General features: G+C 63.2%; 23 protein-coding genes and 1 pseudogene. 15 read left to right on the top strand and 9 right to left on the bottom strand.

Annotated elements, in window-relative coordinates; translation table 11 throughout:
* Positions 1-422: 422 nt before the first annotated feature.
* The 4 genes and pseudogenes from C2L65_RS09970 to C2L65_RS09955 all read left to right on the top strand — a co-directional run.
* Positions 423-1,739 (top strand): annotated as a pseudogene (locus tag C2L65_RS09970) (NCS2 family permease); the annotation flags it as partial.
* 786 nt (positions 1,740-2,525) lie between these two features.
* Positions 2,526-3,026, top strand: coding sequence for an ArsR/SmtB family transcription factor (locus C2L65_RS09965; protein ID WP_345789459.1), 501 nt, complete (start codon positions 2,526-2,528; stop codon positions 3,024-3,026).
* Complete coding sequence (locus tag C2L65_RS09960) at positions 2,933-3,361, top strand: SRPBCC family protein (RefSeq protein WP_042308331.1); 429 nt, start codon at positions 2,933-2,935, stop codon at positions 3,359-3,361. The genes C2L65_RS09965 and C2L65_RS09960 overlap by 94 nt, the downstream gene beginning before the upstream one ends.
* A 51-nt stretch (positions 3,362-3,412) precedes the next feature.
* On the top strand, positions 3,413-4,189 hold the full coding sequence (locus tag C2L65_RS09955; protein ID WP_042308332.1) for a DUF899 domain-containing protein: 777 nt from the start codon (positions 3,413-3,415) through the stop codon (positions 4,187-4,189).
* A 51-nt stretch (positions 4,190-4,240) separates the two neighbouring features.
* On the opposite strand, the gene C2L65_RS09950 is transcribed toward C2L65_RS09955, so the two are convergent.
* Complete coding sequence (locus C2L65_RS09950; protein WP_007750066.1) at positions 4,241-4,423, bottom strand: hypothetical protein; 183 nt, start codon at positions 4,421-4,423, stop codon at positions 4,241-4,243.
* A 150-nt stretch (positions 4,424-4,573) separates the two neighbouring features.
* Positions 4,574-5,479, bottom strand: a complete 906-nt coding sequence (locus C2L65_RS09945; protein ID WP_042308335.1) for an NAD-dependent epimerase/dehydratase family protein — start codon at positions 5,477-5,479, stop codon at positions 4,574-4,576.
* Positions 5,480-5,894: 415 nt separating this feature from the next.
* Between C2L65_RS09945 and hutH the strand changes: the two genes are divergently transcribed.
* The 8 genes from hutH to C2L65_RS09905 all read left to right on the top strand — a co-directional run bounded on the left by hutH (position 5,895) and on the right by C2L65_RS09905 (position 15,046).
* Positions 5,895-7,418 carry a histidine ammonia-lyase gene (hutH, locus tag C2L65_RS09940; RefSeq protein ID WP_042308337.1) on the top strand — a complete coding sequence of 508 codons (1,524 nt, stop codon included), beginning with the start codon at positions 5,895-5,897 and terminating at the stop codon, positions 7,416-7,418.
* A 26-nt stretch (positions 7,419-7,444) separates the two neighbouring features.
* The gene (hutC, locus tag C2L65_RS09935) at positions 7,445-8,140 is read left to right on the top strand and encodes a histidine utilization transcriptional repressor HutC (RefSeq protein WP_042308338.1); all 696 of its coding nucleotides are present in this window, start codon (positions 7,445-7,447) and stop codon (positions 8,138-8,140) included.
* Positions 8,141-8,201: 61 nt separating this feature from the next.
* Positions 8,202-9,890: a urocanate hydratase gene (gene hutU / locus C2L65_RS09930; RefSeq protein ID WP_042308340.1), complete on the top strand. Its 1,689-nt coding sequence runs from the start codon at positions 8,202-8,204 to the stop codon at positions 9,888-9,890.
* 2 nt (positions 9,891-9,892) lie between these two features.
* Positions 9,893-10,510 (top strand): HutD/Ves family protein, encoded by a 618-nt coding sequence (locus C2L65_RS09925; protein WP_042308342.1) that lies wholly within the window; start codon positions 9,893-9,895, stop codon positions 10,508-10,510.
* 30 nt (positions 10,511-10,540) lie between these two features.
* Complete coding sequence (hutI, locus tag C2L65_RS09920) at positions 10,541-11,761, top strand: imidazolonepropionase (RefSeq protein WP_042308344.1); 1,221 nt, start codon at positions 10,541-10,543, stop codon at positions 11,759-11,761.
* Between the two features lie 25 nt (positions 11,762-11,786).
* On the top strand, positions 11,787-13,178 hold the full coding sequence (locus tag C2L65_RS09915; RefSeq protein ID WP_042308345.1) for a formimidoylglutamate deiminase: 1,392 nt from the start codon (positions 11,787-11,789) through the stop codon (positions 13,176-13,178).
* 31 nt (positions 13,179-13,209) lie between these two features.
* The gene (gene hutG / locus C2L65_RS09910) at positions 13,210-14,022 is read left to right on the top strand and encodes an N-formylglutamate deformylase (protein WP_042308347.1); all 813 of its coding nucleotides are present in this window, start codon (positions 13,210-13,212) and stop codon (positions 14,020-14,022) included.
* Positions 14,023-14,383: 361 nt separating this feature from the next.
* Positions 14,384-15,046 carry a hypothetical protein gene (locus C2L65_RS09905; protein ID WP_042308512.1) on the top strand — a complete coding sequence of 221 codons (663 nt, stop codon included), beginning with the start codon at positions 14,384-14,386 and terminating at the stop codon, positions 15,044-15,046.
* Between the two features lie 34 nt (positions 15,047-15,080).
* Here C2L65_RS09905 and fnr read toward each other — a convergent pair whose 3' ends face one another.
* From fnr to flhD, 6 genes are all read right to left on the bottom strand, one after another.
* Positions 15,081-15,893: a fumarate/nitrate reduction transcriptional regulator Fnr gene (gene fnr / locus C2L65_RS09900; RefSeq protein ID WP_052426877.1), complete on the bottom strand. Its 813-nt coding sequence runs from the start codon at positions 15,891-15,893 to the stop codon at positions 15,081-15,083.
* A gap of 178 nt (positions 15,894-16,071) precedes the next feature.
* Positions 16,072-16,719: a response regulator gene (locus C2L65_RS09895; RefSeq protein WP_042308349.1), complete on the bottom strand. Its 648-nt coding sequence runs from the start codon at positions 16,717-16,719 to the stop codon at positions 16,072-16,074.
* Positions 16,716-18,062 (bottom strand): PAS domain-containing sensor histidine kinase, encoded by a 1,347-nt coding sequence (locus C2L65_RS09890; protein WP_042308515.1) that lies wholly within the window; start codon positions 18,060-18,062, stop codon positions 16,716-16,718. Before C2L65_RS09890 ends, C2L65_RS09895 begins: the two co-directional genes overlap by 4 nt.
* A gap of 473 nt (positions 18,063-18,535) precedes the next feature.
* Positions 18,536-18,811, bottom strand: coding sequence for a flagellar transcriptional regulator FlhD (locus C2L65_RS09885; RefSeq protein WP_233446506.1), 276 nt, complete (start codon positions 18,809-18,811; stop codon positions 18,536-18,538).
* Between the two features lie 103 nt (positions 18,812-18,914).
* Complete coding sequence (gene flhC / locus C2L65_RS09880; RefSeq protein ID WP_042308352.1) at positions 18,915-19,487, bottom strand: flagellar transcriptional regulator FlhC; 573 nt, start codon at positions 19,485-19,487, stop codon at positions 18,915-18,917.
* Positions 19,487-19,801 carry a flagellar transcriptional regulator FlhD gene (gene flhD, locus C2L65_RS09875; protein WP_042308354.1) on the bottom strand — a complete coding sequence of 105 codons (315 nt, stop codon included), beginning with the start codon at positions 19,799-19,801 and terminating at the stop codon, positions 19,487-19,489. The genes flhC and flhD overlap by 1 nt, the downstream gene beginning before the upstream one ends.
* Before the next feature lie 560 nt (positions 19,802-20,361).
* Here flhD and C2L65_RS09870 point away from each other — a divergent pair.
* From C2L65_RS09870 to C2L65_RS09860, 3 genes are all read left to right on the top strand, one after another.
* The gene (locus C2L65_RS09870) at positions 20,362-22,215 is read left to right on the top strand and encodes a methyl-accepting chemotaxis protein (protein ID WP_081920944.1); all 1,854 of its coding nucleotides are present in this window, start codon (positions 20,362-20,364) and stop codon (positions 22,213-22,215) included.
* 17 nt (positions 22,216-22,232) lie between these two features.
* Positions 22,233-22,550, top strand: coding sequence for a hypothetical protein (locus C2L65_RS09865; protein WP_042308356.1), 318 nt, complete (start codon positions 22,233-22,235; stop codon positions 22,548-22,550).
* 337 nt (positions 22,551-22,887) lie between these two features.
* The gene (locus C2L65_RS09860) at positions 22,888-23,949 is read left to right on the top strand and encodes an EAL domain-containing protein (RefSeq protein WP_042308358.1); all 1,062 of its coding nucleotides are present in this window, start codon (positions 22,888-22,890) and stop codon (positions 23,947-23,949) included.
* A gap of 25 nt (positions 23,950-23,974) precedes the next feature.
* Here the strand turns inward: C2L65_RS09860 and C2L65_RS09855 are convergent, their stop codons facing one another.
* Positions 23,975-24,829, bottom strand: a complete 855-nt coding sequence (locus tag C2L65_RS09855) for a LysR substrate-binding domain-containing protein (RefSeq protein ID WP_042308360.1) — start codon at positions 24,827-24,829, stop codon at positions 23,975-23,977.
* Positions 24,830-24,952: the final 123 nt, after the last annotated feature.

Raw genomic sequence — 24,952 nt, 5'->3', positions numbered from 1 at the left:
ACACTCGGGTGTGCAGCCCGCATTGCCGTGTGTCAAACGATATAAGGATTGCGACATGCGCGGCATGTTTTTATTGCGATGGGAGATATATTGGGATTCGCCTAACCTTCGTTTCAGCATAAAAAGAACGGCGTGAAGTGGGTCGTGGACTGGTGAAAACGGAACGCGATGTAACTCGATCGTCCAACGACGGATTACCCGCCGTAACGAGGACGATGCGCACCTGCGCGCCATGCGGAAAGCGCAACACGCACTACATCTACTACTCAACGAGACGAACCTGATGACGGCGAGCCCGCGACGGCAGCCGTTTCGGCATGCTGATAAAGGAGGCACTCATCATGATGGAACCCCAGGCCCAGAGCATCGCGGAAGCCGGGAGCGAGGCATTCGACAACACTCGCGACCAGCCGGCGGCGTTCATTGACCGCTATTTCGACATCACCGCGCGCGGCAGCACGGGACGCCAGGAAATCATCGCTGGCGTCACGACGTTTCTCGCGATGGTCTATTCCGTGTTTGTCGTGCCGGGCATGTTCGGCAAGGCGGGTTTCGACACCAGCGCGGTGTTCGTCGCCGTGTGCCTGACGACGGCATTCGGCTCGCTGCTGATGGGCATCTGGGCGCGCCTGCCCATTGCGATCGGCTGTGCCATTTCGCTGACGGCCTTCACGGCGTTCGGGCTCGTGCTCGGCAAGGGCTTGCAGCCGAATGTCGCGCTTGGCGCGGTGTTCCTGATGGGCCTCGTGTTCACCGGGATCTCGGTGACGGGCGTGCGCTCGTGGATTCTGCGCAATCTGCCTGCGGGCGTCGCGCATGGGACGGGCATCGGCATTGGTCTCTTTCTGCTGCTGATCGCCGCGAACGATGTTGGCCTCGTCGTGAAGAATCCTGGGCCGGGGCTGCCCGTCGCGCTGGGGCATATCACGTCGTTGCCTGTGCTGATGTCGGTGGGCGGGCTCGCCGCCATCTTCGGTCTGGTGCGCCGCCGCGTGCCGGGTTCGATCCTGATCGTGATCGTCGCGATTTCGGCGCTTGCGTTGCTGCTCGATCCTGCTGTTGCGTTTCATGGTGTGTTCGCGCTGCCTTCGTTGAGCGCGCCGGGCCATGCTTCGCTGATCGGGGCGATGGATATCAAGGGCGCGTTGTCGCTTGCTGTGCTGCCTAGCGTGCTTGCGCTGGTGATGACGGCTGTGTTCGATGCGACGGGGACGATCCGCGCCGTTGCCGGACAGGCTGGTCAGCTCGACGAGAATGGCCGAATTATCAACGGCGGCCGCGCGTTGACGGCTGATTCGCTTAGTTCGATTTTCTCGGGGTTTATGGGCGGTGCGCCGGCTGCTGCGTATATCGAGTCGACAGTTGGCGTTGCTGCGGGCGCGAAGACGGGACTGGCTGCTGCTGTCGTTGGGCTGCTGTTTCTCGTCGTGATGTTCTTCTCGCCGCTTGCCGCGCTCGTGCCTTCTTATGCTACTGCGCCTGCTTTGATGTATGTCGGGCTGCTGATGCTCTCCAGCGTGAGCAAGCTGCATATGGATGATATGGTCGATTCGATGTCGGGCCTCGTGTGTGCTGTTTTTATCGTGCTGACGGCTAATATCGTGACGGGCATCATGCTTGGGTTCTGTACGCTGGTGATTGGGCGTGTTGTTAGTGGGGAATGGCGCAAGCTCAATGTCGGGACGGTCTTGATCGCTGTTGTGCTGGCTGTGTTTTATCTTGGTGGATGGGCGATCTGACGTTGGTTTGTCTGCGACGCTGGGTGGTTTGCTGGTTTTGTCGCTGGCATCCGCGTTACGGTGTCTGCCGTTCAAGCGTCGCCCCTGTGCGGGGCGGCACCTACTTTTCTTTGCCGCCGCAAAGAAAAGTAGGCAAAAGAAAGCGGCTAACACCGCCAGTGCTAGTTTTTGCCTGAGGGCCCCCAAAGGTTCTTACGCTTCGCACGGCAACCACGTGACCCACGTTCGTTGCCAGCGCTCTTGCGGTGCGCATCACCCGCTTCACGCTCCTGCATTGCAGTATGCCGAGCCAGATAGTCCACCGCCGCCCAGGTGGCAAACTGTGTGTAGGCCGTAGAGCCTCGCATGCCTCACTTCGGACCGATAGCACATGCGTCCACCCTGTGAGAGCGCCACCCTATACGACGCGACAACCTACACACAGTTTGCCACCTGGGCGGCACATACCATTCGCTGCCGTTTGCCCGAGTACGGGTATTCGAAGCGGGTGAGGCGCTCATTCGAAGCGTTGGCAACGAACGCGAACAGAAATGCTGCCGTGTGAAGCGTAAGACCCTTTGGGGTCCCTCAGGCAGGAAGAGATGTTGGCGGTGTTAGCCGCTTTCTTTTGCCTACTTTTCTTTGCGGCGGCAAAGAAAAGTAGGTGCCGCCCCGCACAGGGGCGACGCTTGAGCAGCAAACACCATAGCGCGGATGCCAGTGCAAAGGCCAGAACACCGACCGGCGGCGCCTGAAGCAAGCTAACAAAGCGCGGATGCCAGCGACAAAGGAAAAAAACCAAACCGCATGCGCAGCAAACCCCGCCTCCCGCGAAAGCGGCAAAAAAACCAAACCCTTGACACACCGCCCCAGCGACCTACACTTAACCTCATGGTTAAGTTACAAGACCTTGATCGCACTTTCGCCGCGCTAGCGGACCCAACCCGCCGCGCGCTACTCGCACGTCTATCGGAAAGAGGAGACGCATCAGTCTCCCAACTCGCAGAACCATTCGCCATGTCTCTGCCGGCGGTCATGAAGCACCTCGACGTGCTGGCCGACGCGGGCCTCATCACGCGCACCAAGACGGGCCGCACGGTCGCATGCCGTCTGTCCGCCGCGCCGATGGAACAGGCCATGTCATGGCTGCAGCGCTATCAGCAGTTCTGGTCCGAAGCACTCGATCAATTGACCGCCTATGTGGAGGAGCCGTCATGTCCGCCCGCCCCAGTCTCACGCTCCAGCGACACATCAACGCGTCTCCGGAAAAAGTCTTCAGCGCGTGGACCGACCCGCAGCAGATCGTGAAGTGGCTGCATCCCGGCGGCTGTGACGTGATCCTCTCGGAGATGGAGTTGAAAGTGGGTGGCCGTTTTCACATGATCATGCGCGCGCCCGATGGCGAAGAGCATGACGTGAGCGGTCTGTTCCGCGAAGTCGCAATCAACGAAAAGCTCGTCTATAGCTGGGCATTCCGCTCGACACCGGAACGTGAGTCCGTCGTCACGTTTTCGCTGAAGGCCGATGGCGACGGCACATGGCTCACGCTCACGCACGAACAATTCTTCGATGAAGCCGCGCGCGACGCACATCGCGGCGGATGGACGGAAGCACTCGACGGACTCGAACGCTATTTCTCGTGAAGGCTGCGACCGCTTGTAAACAGCGATGCGGCCGCGCAACTGGAGGAGCAGATGGAAGAGCACAAGATCGTTTCAAGCGAAGCATGGCTGGCCGCGCAACACGCGCATCTCGCGGAAGAAAAGGCTTTTACGCGCGCCCGCGACGCGCTCGTGAAGAAGCGTCAGGCGCTGCCGTGGATGAAGATCGACAAGACCTACACGTTCGATACGCGAGAAGGCGCGAAGACGCTCGCCGAGCTGTTCGCGGGACGCAGCCAGTTGATCGTCTATCACTTCATGCTCGGACCGGATTGGGAGCAGGGCTGTCCCGGCTGCTCGTTCCTGTCCGATCACATCGACGGCGCGCTCGTGCATCTCGCGCACCGCGACGTGACGTATGTGGCCGTTTCGCGGGCGCCGCTCGAGAAGATCGATGCGTACAAAACACGCATGGGATGGCAGTTCCCTTGGGTGTCGTCGTTCGGCAGCGACTTCAATTACGACTTCGACGTGTCCTTCACGCCGGAGCAGGAAGCGCATGGCAAGGTCGTCTACAACTTCGAGACGCAGGACTATGCGTGCGACGAACTGCCCGGTATGAGCGTGTTTTACCGGAACGACAAGGGCGAGATCTTTCGCACCTTCTCGTCGTATGGTCGCGGCGGCGAGCCGCTGATCGGCACCTATACGCTGCTCGATTTCGTTCCGAAGGGCCGCGATGAGGACGAGAACAAGATGATGGGCTGGCTGCGCCGTCACGACAGCTATGAAGACGGCGTGACGGGCAAGACACTGGCGCAGGAGAAGCAGGGCACGGGCGCCTGCTGTCATGAAGCGGCACACAAATGATGTGCTCTCAGGCGGCGAACGGCGCCACGTCGACGCAAGCGAGGCCCGCGTTCAAAGCGACATTTCGAATGCGGGCCTGAGAAACTCCTGGATGCCCATCACGATCAGGCCCATCGCGCCCGACGCGAGCGTCAGCGTGCCGTACTCGTCGTAGCGCGAGTCGTACAGGCACGCGACCACGAAAAGAATCGCGAGCAGATTGGTCAGCCAGTCGAAATTGAGTGCAAGCAACATTGAATGATCCGGGCTCGAGCCGAAAGATCGAGGTTGTCATCAACCTGATCGAACATCGCCGATTCTAGCGATGCGAGCTTACGGATACGCAACAGCCTTGCTTACAACGTGTGCGCTGGCCAACGTTCTATGCGCGCTTCGACGCGTGTTTTACGCGTCTTTCATCATGTCGTTCTCGATCCACTCGATCACCGACGTGTGCTCTGGCTGCCAGTCGAGCAGGTTGCGCGCGCGAGTGCCGCGCACGCGGCTGTTCGAGCCGAGACCATACGACGCCATTTCATAGCCCCATTCGTCGATCGCCTGATCGAGCGGCCAGTCCTGCGCCAGGCCGAGGTGCATCGCTTTGGCGATCGCGTCCGTCATCTCGCGGAACGACGCTTCGCCGCTTTCGACGAAATAGAACGTGCCCGCCGGGGTCTTGTCGAGCGCGAGCCGATACAGTTCGACCACGTCGTCGATGAACACGTTCGACCAGATGTTGCCGCCGCTGCCCACATGCCGCACGATGCCGCTCTTTTGGGCCTGACGAACGAGTCGTGGCAACTGCACGCTCGAACTGCCTTTGACGGCGCCATGCCCGTAGATCAGCGTGTTGCATAGCACCGACGAGCGGATGCCGCGTTTTGCTGCGTCGAGCACGAGGTTGTCGATGGCGACGCGCGGTGCTTTGTCTGCTGTCGGCTCGGGTAGCGCGTCTTCCGTGTAGATCTTTGCGTCGCCGCGTTCGCCACCCGACGCGTCGCCGACGATGCTCGAACCGCTCGTATGCAAAAACGGCTTGCCGGAGCCTTCGAGACCTTCGATTAGCGCTTCCACCGCGCCGCGATGGTCACTGCTCGCCGCGTTGATGACGGCGTCGGCGGCTTTGGCTTGGGTGATCAGCAAGTCGCGGTCGTCGAGCGTACCGACGACAGGCTCGATGCCGAGGCGCTTCAGTTCAGCCGCATGCTCCGGGTTGCGGATCAGGCCAGTCACGCGATGGCCCGCGCGCACGAGACCCGCCGCAATGGATCCGCCGATAAAACCGCTTGCGCCAGTGATGAAGATGTTCAAGACGTTCTCCTTTGAGAGAAAACTGGGAATGACTTGAGTATGGAGGCGGGCGAGTTTTGCAAAAAGTGGGTTGGTTTCAAATCAATCTTGATTTGAAGTCAAGAATGACTAGCGGCGGGAAACACTGCGGGCGCGGACGACGAGCGGCAGATCGCGACAAGGCCGGGTTTTTGTCCGCTTGCCAACCCGAAAATTGAACGTGTATATACAAGTTATCGGGCTTTCTCTGGCGGAACCGCGCCTCAACCACGCTCGCCGCCGCAACCGGACAGGGCGGCTCAAACTGCCAGAACCATGCCAGCAAACCCGCTGCGCCTAATGGAAAGTCCCTATCTCAAACCCCAAAATTTGAGTTGTATATACAAGCTGACGCCGCTACACTTTCTCAAAATTTGTATAGACAGGAACTCACATCATGATCCTTACGCCCGGCACCCTGACTTTGTCCCAACTGCGCCAGATCGCTCGCGAGCAGGTCACGTTGGAACTCGATCCCGCGAGCTTCGCCGACATCGACGCATGCGCTCAAGCCGTCGCGGACATCGCCGCGAAGGGCGAGCCGGCGTACGGCATCAATACGGGCTTTGGCCGTCTGGCGAGCACGCATATTCCGCACGACCAGCTCGAACTGCTGCAGCGCAATCTGGTGCTCTCGCATGCCGTCGGCGTCGGTGCGCCGATGTCGCAGCCCGTCGTGCGCCTGTTGATCGCGCTCAAGCTGTCGAGCCTCGGCCGCGGTCACTCGGGCATCCGCCGCGAAGTGATGGAGGCGCTCATCAAGCTGTTCAACGCCGACGTGCTGCCCGTGATTCCCGTGAAGGGTTCGGTCGGCGCATCGGGCGACCTTGCGCCGCTCGCGCACATGTCGGCCGTGCTGCTCGGCGTCGGTGAAGTGTTCGCGAAGGGCGAGCGCGTGCCGGCGACGGAAGGCCTGCGCCTCGTTGGCCTGAAGCCGCTGACGCTGCAAGCAAAGGAAGGCCTCGCGCTGCTGAACGGCACGCAGGCATCGACGGCGCTCGCGCTGTACAACATGTTCGCGATCGAAGACCTGTACCGCACCGGTCTGGTGGCGGGCGCGCTCTCGGTGGACGCGGCGATGGGTTCCGTCAAGCCGTTCGATCATCGCATTCACGCGCTGCGCGGCCATCAAGGCCAGATCGACGCCGCCGCTGCGTATCGCACGCTGCTCGAAGGCTCGGCCATCAACGTATCGCACGCCGACTGCGACAAGGTGCAAGACCCGTACAGCCTGCGCTGCCAGCCGCAAGTCATGGGCGCGTGCCTCGACCAGATGCGCGCCGCTGCGCAAGTGCTGCTCGTCGAAGCAAACGCCGTTTCGGATAACCCGCTGATTTTCCCGGACACGGGCGAAGTGCTGTCGGGCGGCAACTTCCACGCGGAACCCGTCGCGTTCGCCGCCGACAACCTCGCGCTCGCCGTAGCGGAAATCGGCGCGCTTGCCGAGCGCCGCATCGCGCTGCTGATCGACGCGACGCTGTCGGGCCTGCCGCCGTTCCTCGTTAAAGATGGCGGCGTGAATTCGGGATTCATGATCGCGCACGTCACGGCTGCTGCGCTCGCATCGGAGAACAAGACGCTGGCTCACCCGGCTTCCGTCGATTCGCTGCCGACGTCCGCCAATCAGGAAGATCACGTGTCGATGGCGACCTTCGCCGCGCGCAAGCTCGCCGACATCGCCGAGAACACCGCGAACATCCTGTCGATCGAACTGCTCGCCGCCGCGCAAGGCGTTGATCTGCGTGCGCCGCACAAGACCAGCCCGTCGCTGCAAAAGGTGATGGACACGATCCGCGCGCAGGTCGCGCACTACGAACTCGATCACTACTTCGCGCCTGACATCGCTGCATGCACGAAGCTCGTACAAGACGGCACGATCGCGGCGCACAGCCCGTTCTCGTTCATCTCCGAGCAACGTTAATTCTTCTGCATAGCGAGACGCCCGGCATGAACGCACCGGCCTATCAGGGAATCAAGGACTTCATCCTCGCCCGCATTCACGCGGGCGAATGGAGCGAAGGCCATCAGGTTCCATCGGAAAACGAGCTTGCGCGCGAATTCAACGTTGCGCGCATGACGGTCAACCGCGCGTTGCGTGAATTGACGGCCGATCAGGTGCTCACGCGCGTTCAGGGCTCGGGCACGTTCGTCGCGCGGCCGAAGTACGAGTCGACGCTGGTGGCGATCCGCAGCATCTCCGACGAGATCGTCGCGCGTGGCCATCGTTATCACGCGAAGGTGCTGCACGTGGGCGCCGCGATCGCCGACGACGAACTCGCTGCCGAAATGCAGGTGAGTGCGGGCAACCCGATTTTTCATTCGCGCGTGCTGCACCTGGAGAACGACGAGCCCGTCCAGCTCGAAGAGCGCTGGGTGAACCCGGCCGTCGCGCCCGAATACGCGTTGCAGGACTTCACCAACACGACGCCTAATCAGTATCTCGTGCGCGTCGCGCCGCTGCAGCGCGTCGAGTACCGCATCGAAGCCTCCGCGCCGGATGCCGACACCCGTCGGCATCTGACGATGGACGATGCCGAACCTTGCCTCGTGCTGCACCGGCGCACGTGGTCGCAGGGTGTGGTCGCTTCGGTGGCCAACCTTTGGCATCCGGGCAACCGCTACCGGTTCACCGGCCACTTTTAAGTTCCAGTTTCCGTTCAATCTTCGACTCCGTTACCGAGTTATCAGCGCTTCCGAGGGCATCATGAACAACCCGAAACACATCGACCCGCGTCTCGACCCGACCCGCACGATCCGCGCACCGCGTGGCAGCGAGAAAACCTGCAAGACCTGGATCGCGGAAGCCGCGTACCGGATGATCCAGAACAACCTGGACCCGGAAGTGGCCGAGCATCCGCATGCGCTCGTCGTGTATGGCGGCATCGGGCGCGCGGCGCGTAACTGGGATTGCTTCGATCAGATCCTCACGTCGCTGAAGGACCTCGAAGAGAACGAGACGCTGCTGATTCAATCGGGTAAGCCCGTTGGCGTGTTCCGCACGCATGCCGACGCGCCGCGCGTGCTGCTCGCGAACTCGAACCTCGTGCCGCACTGGGCGAACTGGGATCACTTCCACGAACTCGACCGCAAGGGCCTGATGATGTACGGCCAGATGACGGCGGGCAGCTGGATCTACATCGGCAGCCAGGGCATCGTGCAGGGCACGTACGAGACGTTCTTCTCGGTGGCGAACCAGCACTTCAACGGCGATCCGAAGGGCCGCTGGATCCTGACGGGCGGCCTGGGCGGCATGGGTGGCGCGCAACCCCTCGCGGCGACGATGGCGGGCTTCTCGATGATCGCCGTCGAATGCGATGAGTCGCGTATCGACTTCCGTCTGAAGACGCGCTACGTCGACAAGAAGGCGATGACGCTCGACGAAGCACTCGCGATGATCGAAGAGGCGAAGAAGACGGGCAACCCCGTTTCGGTCGGTCTGCTCGGCAATGCCGCCGATGTGTTCGCCGAACTAGTGAAGCGCAACATCACGCCGGACTGCGTGACCGACCAGACCAGCGCGCACGACCCGATCCACGGCTACCTGCCGCAAGGCTGGAAGATCGAAGACTGGCGCGAGCGCATGAAGACGGACCCGCAGAGCATCGTGACACCCGCGAAGCAGTCGATGGCCAAGCAGGTGCAAGCCATGCTGACGCTGCAGGAACGCGGCGCCGCGACGCTCGACTACGGCAACAACATCCGTCAGATGGCGCTGGAAATGGGCGTGCAGAACGCGTTCGATTTCCCCGGCTTCGTGCCCGCGTATATCCGTCCGCTGTTCTGCGAAGGCAAGGGCCCGTTCCGCTGGGTCGCGCTGTCGGGCGATCCCGAGGACATCTACAAGACGGATGCGAAGGTCAAGGAACTCATCCCCGACGATCCGCACCTGCACAACTGGCTCGACATGGCGCGCGAACGCATCGCGTTCCAGGGTTTGCCGGCGCGTATCTGCTGGGTTGGCGTGAAGGATCGCTATCGTCTGGGCCAGGCGTTCAACGAAATGGTCAAGAACGGCGAACTGAAGGCGCCGATCGTGATCGGTCGCGATCACCTGGATACGGGTTCCGTCGCGAGCCCGAACCGCGAAACGGAATCGATGAAGGACGGCTCGGATGCAGTCAGCGACTGGCCGCTGCTCAACGCACTGCTGAACACGGCGGGCGGCGCATCGTGGGTGTCGCTGCATCATGGCGGCGGTGTCGGCATGGGCTTCAGCCAGCACTCGGGCGTCGTGATCGTCGCCGACGGCACGGATGAAGCGCGTGAACGTCTCGGCCGTGTGCTGTTCAACGACCCCGCGACGGGCGTGATGCGTCACGCGGACGCCGGTTATGAACTCGCGCAGGAAACGGCGCGCGAAGCCGGTCTCAAGCTGCCCATGCTGGGCCGCTGATCGTGTCCGCGACGCCATCGTCTGCAAGCGTGTCGCTGATTCGCGGCGCGGACCTCGTGGCGTCGCCGTGGAAGAACGGCGGCGGCGTCACGCGCGAAGTCGCCGCGTTCCCCGAGGGCGCGGCGCTCGACGCGTTCGTGTGGCGCGTGAGTGTCGCCGACGTTGCGCAAGCCGGTCCGTTCTCGCGTTTCGCGGGAATCGACCGGACGCTCGCGCTGCTGTCGGGCGCGGGCATGTTGCTCGATGAAGCGAATGGGGTGACGCACGCGCTGCGCGAGCCGCTCGACATCGCGCGCTTCGAAGGCGAAACGGCCATCGACGCGCGGCTTATAAACGGCGCGACGCGCGACTTCAACCTGATGGTACGGCGTGGCGCGGCAACGGGCGACGTCGCAATCTGGCGCGACCAAACGCGTGCGCGACTCGATGCCGATGTCGTGCTGCTGTTCTGCGCGCAAGGCGAGTTACATGTCGCGACGCACGACGCAGCCAATGCAACGACGCTCATCGCCATGGACACCTTGCGCATCGACAACGCCCGCGCGCTGTCATGCGAAGTCAAAGGGAAGGGCGCGTTGCTCGCCGTCAGCATCCGCTACACCGACACATCGCAAGCCTGAGCGCTTGCCCACATCACAGACAGCCCTGCCATGAAGCAAACCGTCTGGAACCACCTGAAGCTCTGTCCGCAGGGCGATCCCAATCAAACGATCGACGACGCTGCGATCGCCGTCGAGAACGGCCGCATCGCGTGGCTCGGCGCTGCGCGTGAGCTGCCCGCGCAATACGCCGCATGGTCACGCGAAGACCTGGGCGGCGCATGGGTGACGCCCGGTCTCGTCGATTGCCATACGCATCTCGTGTACGGCGGCCAGCGCGCCGACGAATTCGCGCAGCGTCTCGCGGGCGTCAGCTACGAAGCAATCGCGAAGCAGGGCGGCGGCATCGTATCGACGGTGCGCGCCACGCGTGCCGCCGATGAAGCGTCGCTGTTCGCGCAGTCGGCCGCGCGGCTCGAAGCGATGCTCGCCGAAGGCGTCACGGCCGTCGAAATCAAATCCGGCTACGGGCTCGACCTGCCCAGCGAGCGCAAGATGCTGCGCGTCGCGCGGCAACTCGGCGAGCGTTACCCTGTGACGGTGTACACGACGTTTCTCGGCGCGCATGCGTTGCCGCCGGAATTCGCGGGCCGCGCCGATGACTACATCGACGAAGTCTGCGAGCGCATGCTGCCCGTACTGTCCGACGAAGGACTCGTCGATGCTGTCGATGTGTTCTGCGAGCGCATCGGCTTTTCGCTCGAACAGAGCGAGCGCGTGTTCAATGCGGCTGCGCGTCGCGGGCTGCCCGTCAAGATGCACGCGGAGCAGTTGTCGAACGGTGGCGGCACGGCGCTGGCCGCACGGCATCGCGCGCTGTCGGCGGATCACCTGGAGTTTCTCGACGAGGCGGGCGTCGCCGCAATGAAGGAAGCGTGTACGGTCGCCGTGCTGCTGCCGGGCGCGTTCTACTTCATCCGCGAAACGCAATTGCCGCCGCTCGACCTGTTGCGCCGTTATGAAGTGCCCATCGCGATTTCGACGGACAGCAATCCGGGCACCTCGCCCGCAACCTCGCTGCCGCTGATGATGAACATGGCGACGACGCTGTTCCGCATGACCGTGCCCGAAGTGCTGCAAGGCGTGACGCGCCACGCGGCGCAGGCGCTCGGCAAGGCGGATACGCATGGCGCGCTCGCCATCGGCCGCGCTGCCGATTTCGCGGTGTGGTCGGTGCAGTCGCTCGCGGAACTTGCTTACTGGATTGGACGCCCGCTGTGCGCGCGCGTCGTGCGCGGCGGCGAAACCGTCTATACGCGTCGGGCGTACTGAGCGCGACGCGAAAACCGGATCGAACATGACTCAAGCCACTCAATCGCTTTTCGCCGATCACGCATATCTGCCCGAAGGCTGGCGGCGCGACGTGCTGCTGCAATGGGACGCGCAAGGCGCGCTCGTCTCGGTGACACCTGATGCGCAAGCGCCCGCGGGCGTCGCCAAAGCCAGCGGTCCCGTGTTGCCCGGCATGCCGAACCTGCATTCGCACGCATTCCAGCGCGCGATGGCGGGCCTCACCGAATATCGTGCGAACGCTACAGACAACTTCTGGAGCTGGCGCGACCTGATGTATCGCTTCGCCGCGCGCATCACGCCGGAAGGGCTCGCGTCGATCGCGCAATGGCTTTACATCGAGATGCTGAAGGCGGGCTACACGTCCGTCTGCGAATTCCATTACGTGCATCACATGCAGGACGGCAAACGCTACGCGAACGACGCGGAACTCGCGCAACGCGTGGTCGATGCGGCGGGCGCGAGCGGCATCGGCATCACGATGCTGCCGGTGCTGTATCAGTACGCGGGCTTCGGCGCGCAGCCGCCGCGCGACGACCAGCGCCGCTTCATCAACACGCCGGATAGTCTGCTCGGGTTGCTCGACACGCTTCGTCGCGCGCGTCCCGAACATGGCGCGCTGCGCTACGGCGTTGCGCCGCATTCGTTGCGCGCGGTGTCCAACGATTCGCTGCGCGAGTTGCTGAATGGACTCGACGCGATGTCGCCGGGCGCGCCCGTACACATTCATATCGCCGAGCAGACGGCGGAAGTGGACGCGTGCGTCGCAACGGAAGGCGCGCGGCCCGTGCAATGGCTGCTCGACCGCTTCGATGTCGACGCGCGCTGGTGCCTCGTACACGCGACGCATGTCGATGCCGATGAAACGGCTGCGCTTGCGAAAAGCGGCGCCATCGCGGGCCTGTGCCTGACGACGGAAGCGAATCTCGGCGACGGCATCTTTCCGGCGCACGATTTTCTGGAGCAAAAGGGGCGCTTCGGCGTTGGCAGCGACAGCCATATCGGCGTCGACTGGCGTTCGGAACTGCGGCTGCTCGAATATGGTCAACGCTTGTCGAGACGGCAGCGCAACGTGCTTGCATCGGCTGATATGCCGCGTGTCGCGGATCGTCTGTTCGCGGCGTCGCTGGAAGGCGGCGCGCTCGCGACGGGCCGCGCGGTGGGCGCATTGCGCACGGGCGCGCGGGCCGACTTCATCGTGCTCGATGCAGACCACGCGAGCATCGCCGAGCATGCGAACGACGCATGGCTTTCAGGTGTCGTATTCTGCGAGCATGGCGAGACACCCATTCGCGATGTGTATGCGGGCGGCGCGAAAGTCGTCGACAATCGCAGGCATCGCGATGAAGAGCACGCGTATGCGCAATATCGCGCGGCGCTCGCCGAACTGCTGAAGTGAACCCGAGTCAACTTTGAGAAGCACCGACGACATGACCGCCACCGATACCTTGCCCGTCTTCTCGCTGCATCGGGGAAGCCTGCCGTTCCTGATCTCGATCCCGCATCTGGGCACGCGTCTTCCCGCCGATATCGCCGCGCAGATGACACCCGTCGCCGCGCGCACCGACGATTGCGACTGGCATCTCGACCGCCTGTACGCGTTCGCGAAACGCATGGGTGCGTCGATTCTGACGCCGACGTATGCGCGCTACGTGATCGATCTGAACCGTCCGCCCGATGGCGCCAACCTCTATCCGGGGCAGGACACAACAGGCCTGCTGCCCGTCGATACGTTCGACAAGGAGCCGCTCTATCGCGACGGCCACCTGCCCGACGACGCCGAAGTCGCGCGACGCCGCGACCTGTACTGGAAGCCGTATCACGAAGCCTTGCAGGGCGAGCTGGCGGCGCTGAAGGCGCAGCACGGCAAGGTGCTGCTGTGGGAAGCGCATTCGATCCGCTCGCATGTGCCGCGCTTCTTCGATGGCCGCTTGCCCGACTTCAACTTCGGCACGTCGAACGGTGCGAGCGCGGCGCCGGGGCTTGCCGAAGCGCTCGCGAAGATCGTCGACGGACATGGCGGCTATACCGCCATCGCGAACGGCCGCTTCAAGGGCGGCTATATCACGCGCCAATATGGCCAGCCAGAGCAGAACGTGCATGCGGTACAGCTCGAGCTGTCGCAGATCACGTATATGCAGGAACAGATGCCGTATGCGTATGACGAAGCGCTCGCCGGCAAAATCGAGCCGCTGCTCGAAAAGCTCGTGAAGACGGCGCTCGCGCACGTCGCGGCGGTCTGAAAGACGCGTGCGCGCGGGTTTCGGGCCTCGCGCGCAGCGACCTCGCAGGCGTCCGTCCGGACGCCTCGTTCCTCTCCGTTGATTTGCCGCGTGGCGAAATCCACATGGCGAAATTCATCTGTCCTCGCGCCTCGGTGCGGAACGCCGCCCGCTCGCCGGGGTCAATCGTCAGTGAAACCCCCATACGCCGCGGCGCGCGCCGGTGTTGTCTTTGCGCAGCAACCGCCGTGCGAATCCGGTTGCGCGCCGCATGGCGATGCGACTATCGTTGTCGGACGCGGCGCACGGGCATGCGCGTTGCGGTGCGTGTGGCCCGATCAACGCAGGCTTAGCAGCAAGACTGATGAAGGAAGACCCAGCGATGGAATATTCCGACGAATCCCTGCTTCCCATCTGGCGGGCCAATCTGGCGTTGCTGACGCGGGAAGTCGGCGCCGTCACGCGTCTTGCACGGATGATGACGTTCTCCGCGTCGTACCTGAAGCTGATGCTCGCCGACCAGCGCGACTTCAGCGAGGAATTCGTGCGCGGCGTCGAATCGGTGACAGGGCTGCCCAGCGGCTGGATGGATGCGCCGCACGAACCCGCCGACGTGCCGGGCAACGCGCGCGAAGCGATCGACAACGAAACGCCGCTCGCGCGTTTTCGCGGCACGGCACATCCGGTACGCAAAAAATCGGTGCTGCGTCCGCCGGAGCCGATTTTCGGACAGCAGCCGCAGCGCCGTCCGGAAGACGAAGTCGCCGAGGCCGAACTGCACCGGCGCCAGGCGTATTTCCGCAAGGTGCGCGATCTCGCCGTGCAGGAAGTGCGGCGCTTCGAGCGCTCGCTGACGCATCCGACCGTCGAGTTCGCGTCGGTGCGTTCCAAAGTCGAAGACGTGCTGTCGGCCGCCGAGCTCGATGATCCCATTCACGCCGATCTGGCCGGCCGCCTCGAACAGATCGACAAGCATCGGAATATGCTGCTGCGTCACACGGAGCGGCTGCACGCATTGCTCGTGCAGCTGGGCGAAGAGGGATGAATGCGCAGCGTAGCAGCCGGTATCGCATGGCGTGTCAGAGCCTCGCGAGCGCGCCGCTGTCCAGAATGCGAATCTGCTTGCCGCGCGCCTGCACGAGCCTTTCCTGCTGTAGCCTGGAGAACATGCGGCTCGCCGTTTCGAGCGTGATGCCCAGGTAGCTGCCGATCTCGCTGCGCGTCATGCGCATGTTGAACTCCGTGGCGGAATAGCCGCGCGTGCCGTAGCGGTCGGCGAGATTCAGCAGGAACGTCGCGACACGCTGCTCGGCGCGCATCGTGCCGAGCAGCATGATCATGTTCGATTCGCGGACGATCTCGCGGCTCATGACCTTGTGCAGATGCCGCTGCATCGGCTTGATTTCGCGGCACAGGTCTTCGAGCGACTCGAACGGAATCACGCAGACGGTGCTGCGCTCGAGCGCGATGGCGCCGCACAGATGCTGCCCGCCGACGATCCCGTCGAGTCCCAGCATTTCCCCGGCAATCTGAAAGCCCGTCACCTGTTCGCGTCCTTCGCGATGCATGACGACCGTCTTGAACGAGCCGCTGCGCAGAATGTAGACGTTGTGAAACGGATCGTTCGCGCGATAGAGGCTCGCGCCGCGCTGCACGGTGCGCACTTCCTGAACCAGCGAATCGACTTGCGCGAGTTCCTCGGCGCTCAGTTCGCCAGGATTGCAGAGCGGGCTGATCGCACATTGCGAACAGCGCGGCGCGGGATGCTGCGTGCCGCCTGGCTGGAACCTGCGCACGAAGTCGGTTGCCTGTGTGAACGGCGGGGGCGTGATCGTCGGTGCATCGGCGAGTAGCATGATGGCTTCCTTTTCGGGAATGCGCGTGCGGGCCATGATGCACGCGCGATGAAATGGTGTCGTACGGCGTCCGCGTCGCTGCAGTTGGACAGCACGGCACGCAATGTCAATGCTGAAAGTATGTTGGGTGCTGTCTCAAAATTGAATCGGCGGCGAATGAATCTGCGGTCAGTCAATCGGAGCGCGTGTAGGGTGTCGCCTACACCTGATCCGTTCACGGCTCTTCGCTGTCGTCGAACAGCTTGTGGCGCATTGCATAGCGCACCAGCGCCGCGCCGTGCGGCATCTGCATCTTGTCGAGGATGCGTGCCTTGTAGGTGCTGATCGTCTTGGTGCTGACGCACAACTGCGTGGCGATCTCGCCGATCGTCTGGCCTGCCGTGATGCGGCGGAACACGTCGAACTCGCGGTCGCTCAGCCGTTGATGCGGCAGCATCTCGAGCGGCTCGTGCAGGTTGCGCGCAAAGCGCTCGGCCATCGAAAGGCTCATATAAACGCCGCCGCCCGCGATCTTCGTCAGCGCGCTCACCAGTTCGCCGCTCGCGCTTTCCTTCGTCAGATAGCCGGACGCGCCCGCCTTGAACGCGCGCACCGCGTACTGATGCTCGCCGTGCATCGTCAGCACGAGGATGTGGAGGGCGGGATTGGTGGCCCTGATTTGCGGGATCATTTCGACGCCGTTGCGCCCCGGCATCGACAGGTCGAGGATCAGGATGTGCGCATCCGTCGAGCGCACGAGCGCGATCGTGCTGGCCGCGTCCGCGGCTTCGCCGGCCACTTCGAACTCGGGTGAGCCCTTCAGGATGTGGCGCAGACCTTCGCGTATCAACGCGTGGTCGTCGGCGATGAGAATGCGGATCATGGCTGCGTCTCTTCAGATTGCAATGCGTCGAGCGGAAACGTGATGGACAGGTTGAAGCCGTGGCCGGGCTCGCCCGTCGATAGCGTGCCGCCGAGCATATGGACCCGCTCGCGAATGCCGAGCAGCCCGAAATTCCTGCCGGTGCGTGGATCGCGCGCGTGTTCGACGGCGGGCAGGCCGCGGCCGTCATCGACGATGTCGAGCGTGCAGTGCTCGCCGTTGACCCGCATCGCGAGCGTGACGAGCGACGCTTGTGCATGTTTCGCGACATTCGTCAGCGCTTCCTGGACGATACGGAAAATCGCCGTCGCCGCGCCGTGCGAAAACGCTGCCGATCCAACCTCGAGCCGGCGCGCGACGCGGATGCCATAGCGTTGGGAGAAATCGTCGGCGAGCCAGTCGATCGCGGCGACGAGGCCGAGATCGTCGAGCATCGCGGGCCGCTGGTTTGCCGCGATCCGTCGCACCGACGCAACCGTCGCGTCGATCACGCGCGCCATCGCCTGCAGCCGCTCATGCACGTAGGCGTTGTCGATCCCCTCGCTTTCCAGCGCATGCCCGATCACCGACAGGTCCATTTTCAGCGCAGTCAGCGATTGCCCGAGATCGTCGTGCAACTCGCGCGCGATGTGCGCCTTCTCTTCCTCGCGCACACGTTGCAGGTTCGCCGACAGCTCGCGCAGGTCCTCGCGCGACTGCCTGAGCGCTTCTTCGGCGCGCATGCGCCCGGTGATGTCGCGCAGCATCACGGTGTAGAGCTTCTCGTTGCCATACTGGCTTTGCGAAATCGACGCTTCGATAGGGAACTCGCGACCGTCGGCGCGCAACGCATACAGCACGCGCTGGCTGCCCATGCGCCGGTCGGACCCGCTCGTCGCGCCGAAATGCTCGACATGCTTCGCATGCGCGATGCGAAACCGTTCGGGGATGAAGCGCGAGAGCGGGCCGCCTATGACCTTCGCCGCATCGCAACCGAGCAGTTCCTCCGCCATCGGGTTCATCAGGACGATGCGCTGCATGGCGTCGATCGTCACGATTGCTTCGCGCGACGAGCGGATGATGGCCGTCAGGCGCGCTTCGTCAAAAGTTTGGATGGATGTTGCGCCGTGCAAGTTGTTCTCGTGCGACCGTGCGCGGGCGAGGCGGTTGCGCCGCTCCTCGCGATGCGACCACACGATGCACGCTACCAGGATCGCGAGCACGGATGCGCCCGCGACGGTCGTCGTCCATCGCAGCGTGAGACAGGCTGTGAACGAGGCCGCGAGCACGCCCGCCATGAAGGTGGCGAGCATCGTCAATGCCGTGCGAAGGCTTTGACCGGTTGGCGAGGCAACAGTATTCATGTTGTGGTTCAGATCGTCGGGTTGCGGCGTGGCGCGCCCGGATTCCTGCTGCCGCATCGTTTCTGCGCGCCTGTCCGCGCCTTGGCCGCGTGCGTGAGTGATGCGGCGTTGTAGTCTGCTGGTGTTGCCGTCAATGGGCGCGTTTGTGAGCGGGCGATGCGCCGTGGGTTGTGCTGCTTTCTCGCGCCGGGCTGCGAGCGCGACGCTCACACGGGAGCGGGCGCATCATGCGTGTAATCCTGTGCCGTGGCGCGACCATCGCATGCGCGCTGCGTCGGATGATCTTCGCGAATGCCTGCACACAATGATATGTCGAATAGGATAACTATCAATACATGCGGCTGGAAACGACGTTCTCAAATCTGGAAGTCTCCGCGAATGCCTGGTCGTTGCGCGGCGGATTCGTATCGGGGTCATGCAGCCTCGAAGCGCGGCGCACAACCACAACAGGATGATGACGATCCGGATGGCGGTTACGCCGCGAGCGGCTCCGTCGCCTGCCGTTCGACACCGCGCTGAACGCCGTGAACGAGCGACGCAAGCAGCGCGCAGTCGTCGAGCGCGAAGCGGCAGAACAGCATGTTCGTGGCGGCGAGCTTCGCGATCTGTTCGGGCGGCAAGCTTGCAATCTCATTCACCGATTCCTCACCGACTCTGAGCAGACGCATGGCCCTCGGGCTATCGATGCGTGCAAGCCGCTGCGCGAGAGACAGAAATGACAGATTGACCTCCCGTATTTCCCTAAGCATTGCGTTGTGGTCCAACTTTCGAATCTCCAGTGACTAATAGCATGCCCGGTGCGCCATCTGTGTCTGCGCGCGGGGTGCGTCCCGTCGTGCGGGGCGAGGGCCGTTATTCGGCTTTGGCGGGGCGGCCTGTCTTTCCCGCCCGCGAAGGCGGCTTGCATAGCCCGCAGACGTAGCCGAGTTCCAGCTCGTAGGCGAGAACGAGGAAGCTGCCTTTGCAGCAACTACACGTTCTCAGATGCAGCATGTCGTGCTCGACGAATTTCACGAGCGTCCACGCGCGGGTAAAGCTCAACACGGGCTCCGTGCCGCGCGGGACATGTTCGAGATAGAGGCGGTATGCCGCGATGATTGCCGCGATCCGCCTGATGTCACGCTGCGCGGAGACGGACCGGTACAACGCATGGAACAGCGAAGCGTGGATGTTCGGCATCCACGTCACGTACCAGTCCTCGGAAAACGGCAACATGCCCTTGGGTGGCGATTCGCGGTGCAATTCCTTATAGAGACGAATCAGGCGGTCACGCGACAGCGTGGTTTCGGCTTGCGTGACCTGCAACCGCGCGCCGAGTTCGAACAGTTCGATGGCAAGCAGCGTCTCGTTGACGTCGTCGAGCAGGCGCCGTTGTCCCGGGTCTGCGCGCGCGACGACGGCCTTCAGCGAAGCAAGCGCGGTCATCACACTGTCCTCGCAGGCAATTGAGCGAGCAGCATCGCGGCGTGCATCGTCTGCATGTCGTGCCGGCTCAAGGTGTCGTTGAGTGCGCTCAGCATGGACCGCTCCTGCAGACCGACGCCGCACAGCAGCACGTCCGAATCGGCGAGCCGCACGATCTGCGCGGCAGAAAGCCCGCCGATGATCGCGGTGAGTTCCGCCGACATGCCAAGACGGACTTGGGCCTCGACGGGATTCCTGCGCGCGAGGCGTTGAGCCAGCATCAGATACGCCAGATTGACTTCGCGTATCTCCGAAAAAACTTCGTCAGCGTTCATGATTTCCTCGCAGGCAGGGCGACGTGGCTACGATCAGCGGGTGTGATGCAGACGGGTTGGCGTCGCAATGCAACCTGCGATGTATCTGTAGCGCTTACGTCAAATTCCCGACCGAGAGTATTGCCCGCGCTGTCTCAAAATAAAATGGGTGTTCGGTTGAATCGCGCGTAGGGCGGGCTACTGTCGTGTAGGGAATGGATGACATGAGTGTTTCCAACGGACGTGTTGCACGTGGCGACGGATTGCCGTGACGCCCGTTCGATCTTGCATGGTGCGGCACGATGTCGCGGACCTCGATATCGCGTCGGGCGAATCCTTCGATCAACCAGGTATCGCAACAGGCAACCTGATCCATAGATGACGTAGAAAACGTGTTTGCTGAACGGCGATAGCACGTCGATTCGCCGCTCTTTCGCCTACGAATACCGAGTGAATAACGCGCCGGAATAATAAATAGGCATCCGGAGTAACGCCACGATTTTCCGCTTATCTCGTTATTGATATCCATCATTGCCCGCATGCCCGGCCAATCTTACGATCGCAGTGGACAGTAGCCCCGAATGACGCATGTCGTTCGTTGCGGCTCGATCGACATGAGAACGCGAGCTGACGAAGACGCGTTCCGCGATGGCAGCGCGATGCGCGCGCGAGCCGTCTTCTTCTTCAATCGCGAGGCGCGGCAGGTGAGCCGCCCGAGCGCCATCATCCGGCAGAATGGAATGACTCAGTTTTTTCAAACGATCCGCTTCAGGATCATCGCGGCCTTTGCCGTGTGTACCGTGTTACTGGTTGGCAATGCGCTGTATGGCATGCGTGCTGTCAAAACGATGAGCGACAACATGCAGACCGCCTACACGGGCAACCTGGTTCCCGTCACGCAGCTCGCCATGTTTCGCATCCACGAGATCGAAATCCGCCGTCTGCTGTGGCAGACGCTCGTGACGCAGGACAAGGACAACTTGCGGCGCGTGCGCGAACTGCAGGCCGCAATGGATTCGTGCTGGGCGCAATACTATTCGGGCGGCATCAGCAGCGCCGATGAGCAGGTGATCGCCGACAAGATTCACGCTCAGGCCAGCACGTTCAAGTCAATGATCGATCAGGAGGTCGCCCAGATCGAGCAGGGCGATGTGGCGGGCGCTATCGAGTTCCAGCGCAATTCCGTGGTGCGCGTGGCCGAGGCGCTCAATGCGCTGATCCAGCAGGACATGGACTTGAACCAGGCTCAGGCTAAAGACTTCACGAATGATAGCGAGCGTTCGTCGAAGCAGATGTTCTGGATCGCGCTGGGCATGCTGGCGTCGAGCGCGATCGTGTGTCTCGGCGCGACGGTGTATCTGTCGAAGGCGATCACGCGCCCGTTGAACCGCTCGGTCGACCTCGCCAACGACATCGCTGACGGCCGTCTGGACCGTCCGATCACCGTCGACGTGAAAGGCGAGTTCGGCTCGTTGCTCGACGCCATGAGGCGCATGAGCGGCCAGCTTGCGGACACCGTGCGCCGCATCAAGACGTCGAGCGACTCGGTGACTGTTGCCTCGCGCGAGATCGCGGCGGGCAACATGGAGCTGTCGTCGCGCACGGAAGAGCAGGCGGCGTCCGTCGAAGAGACGGCCGCGACGATGACGGAACTGGCCGAAACGGTGAAGCAGAACGCCGACAACGCGCGCCAGGCCAATTCGCTGTCGGCGAACGCGCGCTCGATGGCCGATGCAAGCAACGACGCGGTGCAGGCGATGATGCGCACGATCGGCAACATCAGCGAAAGCTCCGCGAAGATCGCCGATATCACGACGCTGATCGAAGGCATTGCGTTCCAGACCAACATCCTCGCATTGAACGCGGCTGTCGAAGCGGCGCGTGCGGGCGAGCAGGGGCGCGGCTTTGCCGTCGTCGCGGGTGAAGTGCGCTCGCTCGCGCAACGTTCGTCGTCGGCCGCGAAGGAGATCAAGGACCTGATCGAATCGTCGACCACACTCGTCAAGGACGGCTCGCGCCAGGCTGAAGAAGTCGGCTCGACGATGGGCCAAGTGATGCGCGCGATCAAGCAGGTGTCCGATATCGTCGGCGAGATTTCGGCGGCGTCGGAAGAGCAGAGCCAGGGCATCGGGCAGGTGAGCCAGGCGATCAGCCAGATCGACACGGTCACGCAGCAGAACGCGGCGCTTGTCGAGCAGTCGGCGGCGGCAGCGCAGGCGCTCGAAGAGCAGGCCATGCAGATGACGGGCGCGATCACCGTCTTCAGGCTCGCCGATGCGCCCAGCGCCGCGCCTGCCGTCACGCTGCCGCGCGCCGTGCGCGCGCCCGTCGCCGCGGCGAAGCATGCACAGGCTGTGCGCCGCGTCGAGCCCGCCGGGAAGCCCGCAGCGGCAAAAGAGACCGTATCCGCCGATGGCGATTGGGAATCGTTTTGAACGTCAGGGAAACATCGATGCAAGCATCTTCCACTCATCGTGCCGCGTGTGACGACGACGGCAAGAGCGCTGGCTCGTCTGTCGATCTGCTCACGCAGCTTTCGTCGCTGCAAAGCGATGCGCTGATCCAGTATGGCGCGCGGCTGATCGTGGCCGGTGAATTGCTGGAGGCGATTCTCGTTAGTCTGATGCCGGCGACGCGAGCCGAGGTCAGGGCCGAATTCGACGCACGCATCAGGAGAGTGTTGAACGAACCGCGCACGAGCGACTTGCCCGAGTGCTATCACTCGACGATTGCCGCCGAAGTCGGTCACTTCAACGAGGCGCTCCGCTAGTGTGCTGGCGTGCCCGCTCCCTACGCAGCGCGCGTTGCTAGACGTGGAAAAAAAGGGGCTCCGCAGCCGGGGAACCGTGGAGCCCGAAGAGACGTCGCGCACTGTGGAGTGTTATGCGCCCGCCTCGTCGACTATGAGCTAGCCGATGAAGAGATTGTCGGCATTGTGTGCGCCGAAGGCATTGATATTGGTCAGCGTCTTCGAGCTAGCTCATTCAAGGAGCGGTACGTATTCGTGATTGCCTGGCATTCCGTATTAAGGTGATCACATCGCCGATCCACGCCGCACATGTGGCGACTTGCGCACGTGCTTCCCCAACATTTCGGCCAGACCATTTATGAGCAGATCAACTTCAACCGGCTCCGCTGCGGTGCCGCGCCCCGCGCATCGGCGCTGGTCCGATATGCTGCGCGAGGACGCGTTGTGCATGCACTATCAGCCGCTACTCGACCTGCGCGCCGGCCGCGTGACGAAGGTCGAGGCGCTCGCGCGGCTGCGCGACGGCGACGTGCTGATCGCGCCAGGCCAGTTTCTCCCGTCGCTGGGCAGCGACGACCATCTCGTGCTGTATATGCGCGGCCTCGCGCAGGTGCTGACGCAGCGCAACGCGTGGCGGCGCGTGGGCATCGATGTCGTCGTGTCCGTCAATCTGCCGCCAGCCGCGCTCTGCGATTCGCGCTACTTCGACGCGACGCGCACCGCGTTCGATGAATTCGGCTGCGAGGCGGGCGAACTGATGCTCGAAATTTTGGAGTCAGGCGCGCTGCCGCAGGGCGTCGAGCTCGATAGGCAGATCGCGGGTTACAAGACGCTCGGCGTCGACTTCGCGCAGGACGATCTGGGCACGGGGCATAGCAGCCTGAGCCGGCTGCGCGAGTTGCCGTTCGATTGCGTGAAGATCGACCGTAGCATCGCGGATCTGCAGGATCATGACGCCGCCGACGTGCTGCCGTTCATCCATCATCTGACGCGGCTCGGGCAGGCGCTCGGCAAGGCGGTGGTAGTCGAGGGCGTCGAGGATCCGGCGCTGCTCGATGCGCTGCGGATCTTCGGTGTCGATCTCGCGCAGGGCTACGGGATCGCGCGTCCGATGCCGGGCGAGCAACTCCCCGATTGGATCGCGCAGACGCATTTCGAGCCGCAGTGCGCAGCGCGCGGGAGCCGTTGCGCGCGGCTCGCGCATTTGATGGTGTGGGAAGAGCGCATGCTCGCTGACGCGCATCTGCGTACGCAGAGCGCTGCCGGGCCGCATGGCTTGCGGGCCGACATCGACACATGGCTTCCCGACGATACCCCCAGCACACAGGCACGCGACGGCCTGCTGGACGCAGCGCGGGATTCGGGCGTGCATAGCGGCGCTTATCGCGCGGCGCGGCAACGGTTGATCGCGGCGATGTGAAGCGCACGCCCGCGCGCGAATCCGTTCAGTCGCGCAGTTCGCTGAGGATCTGCTCGGCCAGATAGTCGCACGGTGGCCGGTTCGAGCGCGCGCTGCGCGCAAGGATGATCTCCAGTTCCGGCAGCTTCGGCAGGCCATGCTGGCGGCCGAGCGTGACGAAGCGCTCGGGCACCGCGCAGCGCGCGAGCGGCGCGACCGCGAGTCCCGCGTCGACCATGCTGAACAGGCCCATCAGACTCGGGCTTTCATACGACGTGCGATAGGTGATCTTCGCGCGCTCCAGCGTCTGAATCGCATTCGAGCGCGCGACGCTGCCCACGCCGAACAGCGCGATAGGCAGCGGGCGCTCCTTCCACACTTCGCGTCCCGCCGTGGATGTGCCTGCCCACACCATCGGCTCGAGCCGGATAAATTCGCCCGCCAGCCCCTTCACGCGCGTCACGCATGCGAGGTCGATCTTGTTGTCCTTCAGTAGCGGCTCGAGCGCGTTGCTCGGCAGGCCGACCACCTGGATTTCGACCTTCGGATAGGTTGCCGAGAAGTTGCGCAGCACGGATGGCAGCAGCGACGACGCGTAATCGTCCGGTACGCCGATCGCGACGCGGCCTTTCACGTCGGGATGCACGACGGATGCCCACGCTTCGTCACGCAGCGCGAGCATGCGGCGCGCGTAACTGAGCATCACCTGGCCGTCCTGCGTGAGCGTCACGCTGCGCGGGCCGCGCACGAACAGCGGCTTGCCGAGCGCGGTTTCGAGCGAACGGATCTGCATGCTCAGCGCGGACTGCGAGCGATGCACGAGCGCCGCGCCGCGCACGAAGCTGCCGGTGTCGGCGATGGCGACGAACATCGCGAGCACGTCGAGATCGAGGGCTTTCATCCGCTTGCATCCCCTTGAAGTACGTATCAGAAATATTGATCGAAATGTTCAATATAACGCGTTTGTCTGAACTCAGGGGCGGCGGCATACTGGCTTCATACACTGCGCTCGATACCCGACGCG

Origin of the sequence: Paraburkholderia terrae (assembly GCF_002902925.1) — a bacterium.
Taxonomy (GTDB): Bacteria; Pseudomonadota; Gammaproteobacteria; order Burkholderiales; family Burkholderiaceae; genus Paraburkholderia; species Paraburkholderia terrae.
This window is presented reverse-complemented; position numbering and strand designations above follow the sequence as displayed.

Bases quoted from the DNA above. Each gene is read 5' to 3' on its own strand.
- C2L65_RS09965 (WP_345789459.1), top strand. From the start codon at position 2,526: ATGCGCAGCAAACCCCGCCTCCCGCGAAAGCGGCAAAAAAACCAAACC.
- C2L65_RS09960 (WP_042308331.1), top strand. From the start codon at position 2,933: ATGTCCGCCCGCCCCAGTCTCACGCTCCAGCGACACATCAACGCGTCT.
- C2L65_RS09955 (WP_042308332.1), top strand. From the start codon at position 3,413: ATGGAAGAGCACAAGATCGTTTCAAGCGAAGCATGGCTGGCCGCGCAA.
- C2L65_RS09950 (WP_007750066.1), bottom strand. From the start codon at position 4,423: ATGTTGCTTGCACTCAATTTCGACTGGCTGACCAATCTGCTCGCGATT.
- hutH (WP_042308337.1), top strand. From the start codon at position 5,895: ATGATCCTTACGCCCGGCACCCTGACTTTGTCCCAACTGCGCCAGATC.
- hutC (WP_042308338.1), top strand. From the start codon at position 7,445: ATGAACGCACCGGCCTATCAGGGAATCAAGGACTTCATCCTCGCCCGC.
- hutU (WP_042308340.1), top strand. From the start codon at position 8,202: ATGAACAACCCGAAACACATCGACCCGCGTCTCGACCCGACCCGCACG.
- hutI (WP_042308344.1), top strand. From the start codon at position 10,541: ATGAAGCAAACCGTCTGGAACCACCTGAAGCTCTGTCCGCAGGGCGAT.
- C2L65_RS09915 (WP_042308345.1), top strand. From the start codon at position 11,787: ATGACTCAAGCCACTCAATCGCTTTTCGCCGATCACGCATATCTGCCC.
- hutG (WP_042308347.1), top strand. From the start codon at position 13,210: ATGACCGCCACCGATACCTTGCCCGTCTTCTCGCTGCATCGGGGAAGC.
- C2L65_RS09905 (WP_042308512.1), top strand. From the start codon at position 14,384: ATGGAATATTCCGACGAATCCCTGCTTCCCATCTGGCGGGCCAATCTG.
- fnr (WP_052426877.1), bottom strand. From the start codon at position 15,893: ATGGCCCGCACGCGCATTCCCGAAAAGGAAGCCATCATGCTACTCGCC.
- C2L65_RS09895 (WP_042308349.1), bottom strand. From the start codon at position 16,719: ATGATCCGCATTCTCATCGCCGACGACCACGCGTTGATACGCGAAGGT.
- C2L65_RS09890 (WP_042308515.1), bottom strand. From the start codon at position 18,062: ATGAATACTGTTGCCTCGCCAACCGGTCAAAGCCTTCGCACGGCATTG.
- C2L65_RS09885 (WP_233446506.1), bottom strand. From the start codon at position 18,811: ATGCTTAGGGAAATACGGGAGGTCAATCTGTCATTTCTGTCTCTCGCG.
- flhC (WP_042308352.1), bottom strand. From the start codon at position 19,487: ATGACCGCGCTTGCTTCGCTGAAGGCCGTCGTCGCGCGCGCAGACCCG.
- flhD (WP_042308354.1), bottom strand. From the start codon at position 19,801: ATGAACGCTGACGAAGTTTTTTCGGAGATACGCGAAGTCAATCTGGCG.
- C2L65_RS09870 (WP_081920944.1), top strand. From the start codon at position 20,362: ATGACGCATGTCGTTCGTTGCGGCTCGATCGACATGAGAACGCGAGCT.
- C2L65_RS09865 (WP_042308356.1), top strand. From the start codon at position 22,233: ATGCAAGCATCTTCCACTCATCGTGCCGCGTGTGACGACGACGGCAAG.
- C2L65_RS09860 (WP_042308358.1), top strand. From the start codon at position 22,888: ATGAGCAGATCAACTTCAACCGGCTCCGCTGCGGTGCCGCGCCCCGCG.
- C2L65_RS09855 (WP_042308360.1), bottom strand. From the start codon at position 24,829: ATGAAAGCCCTCGATCTCGACGTGCTCGCGATGTTCGTCGCCATCGCC.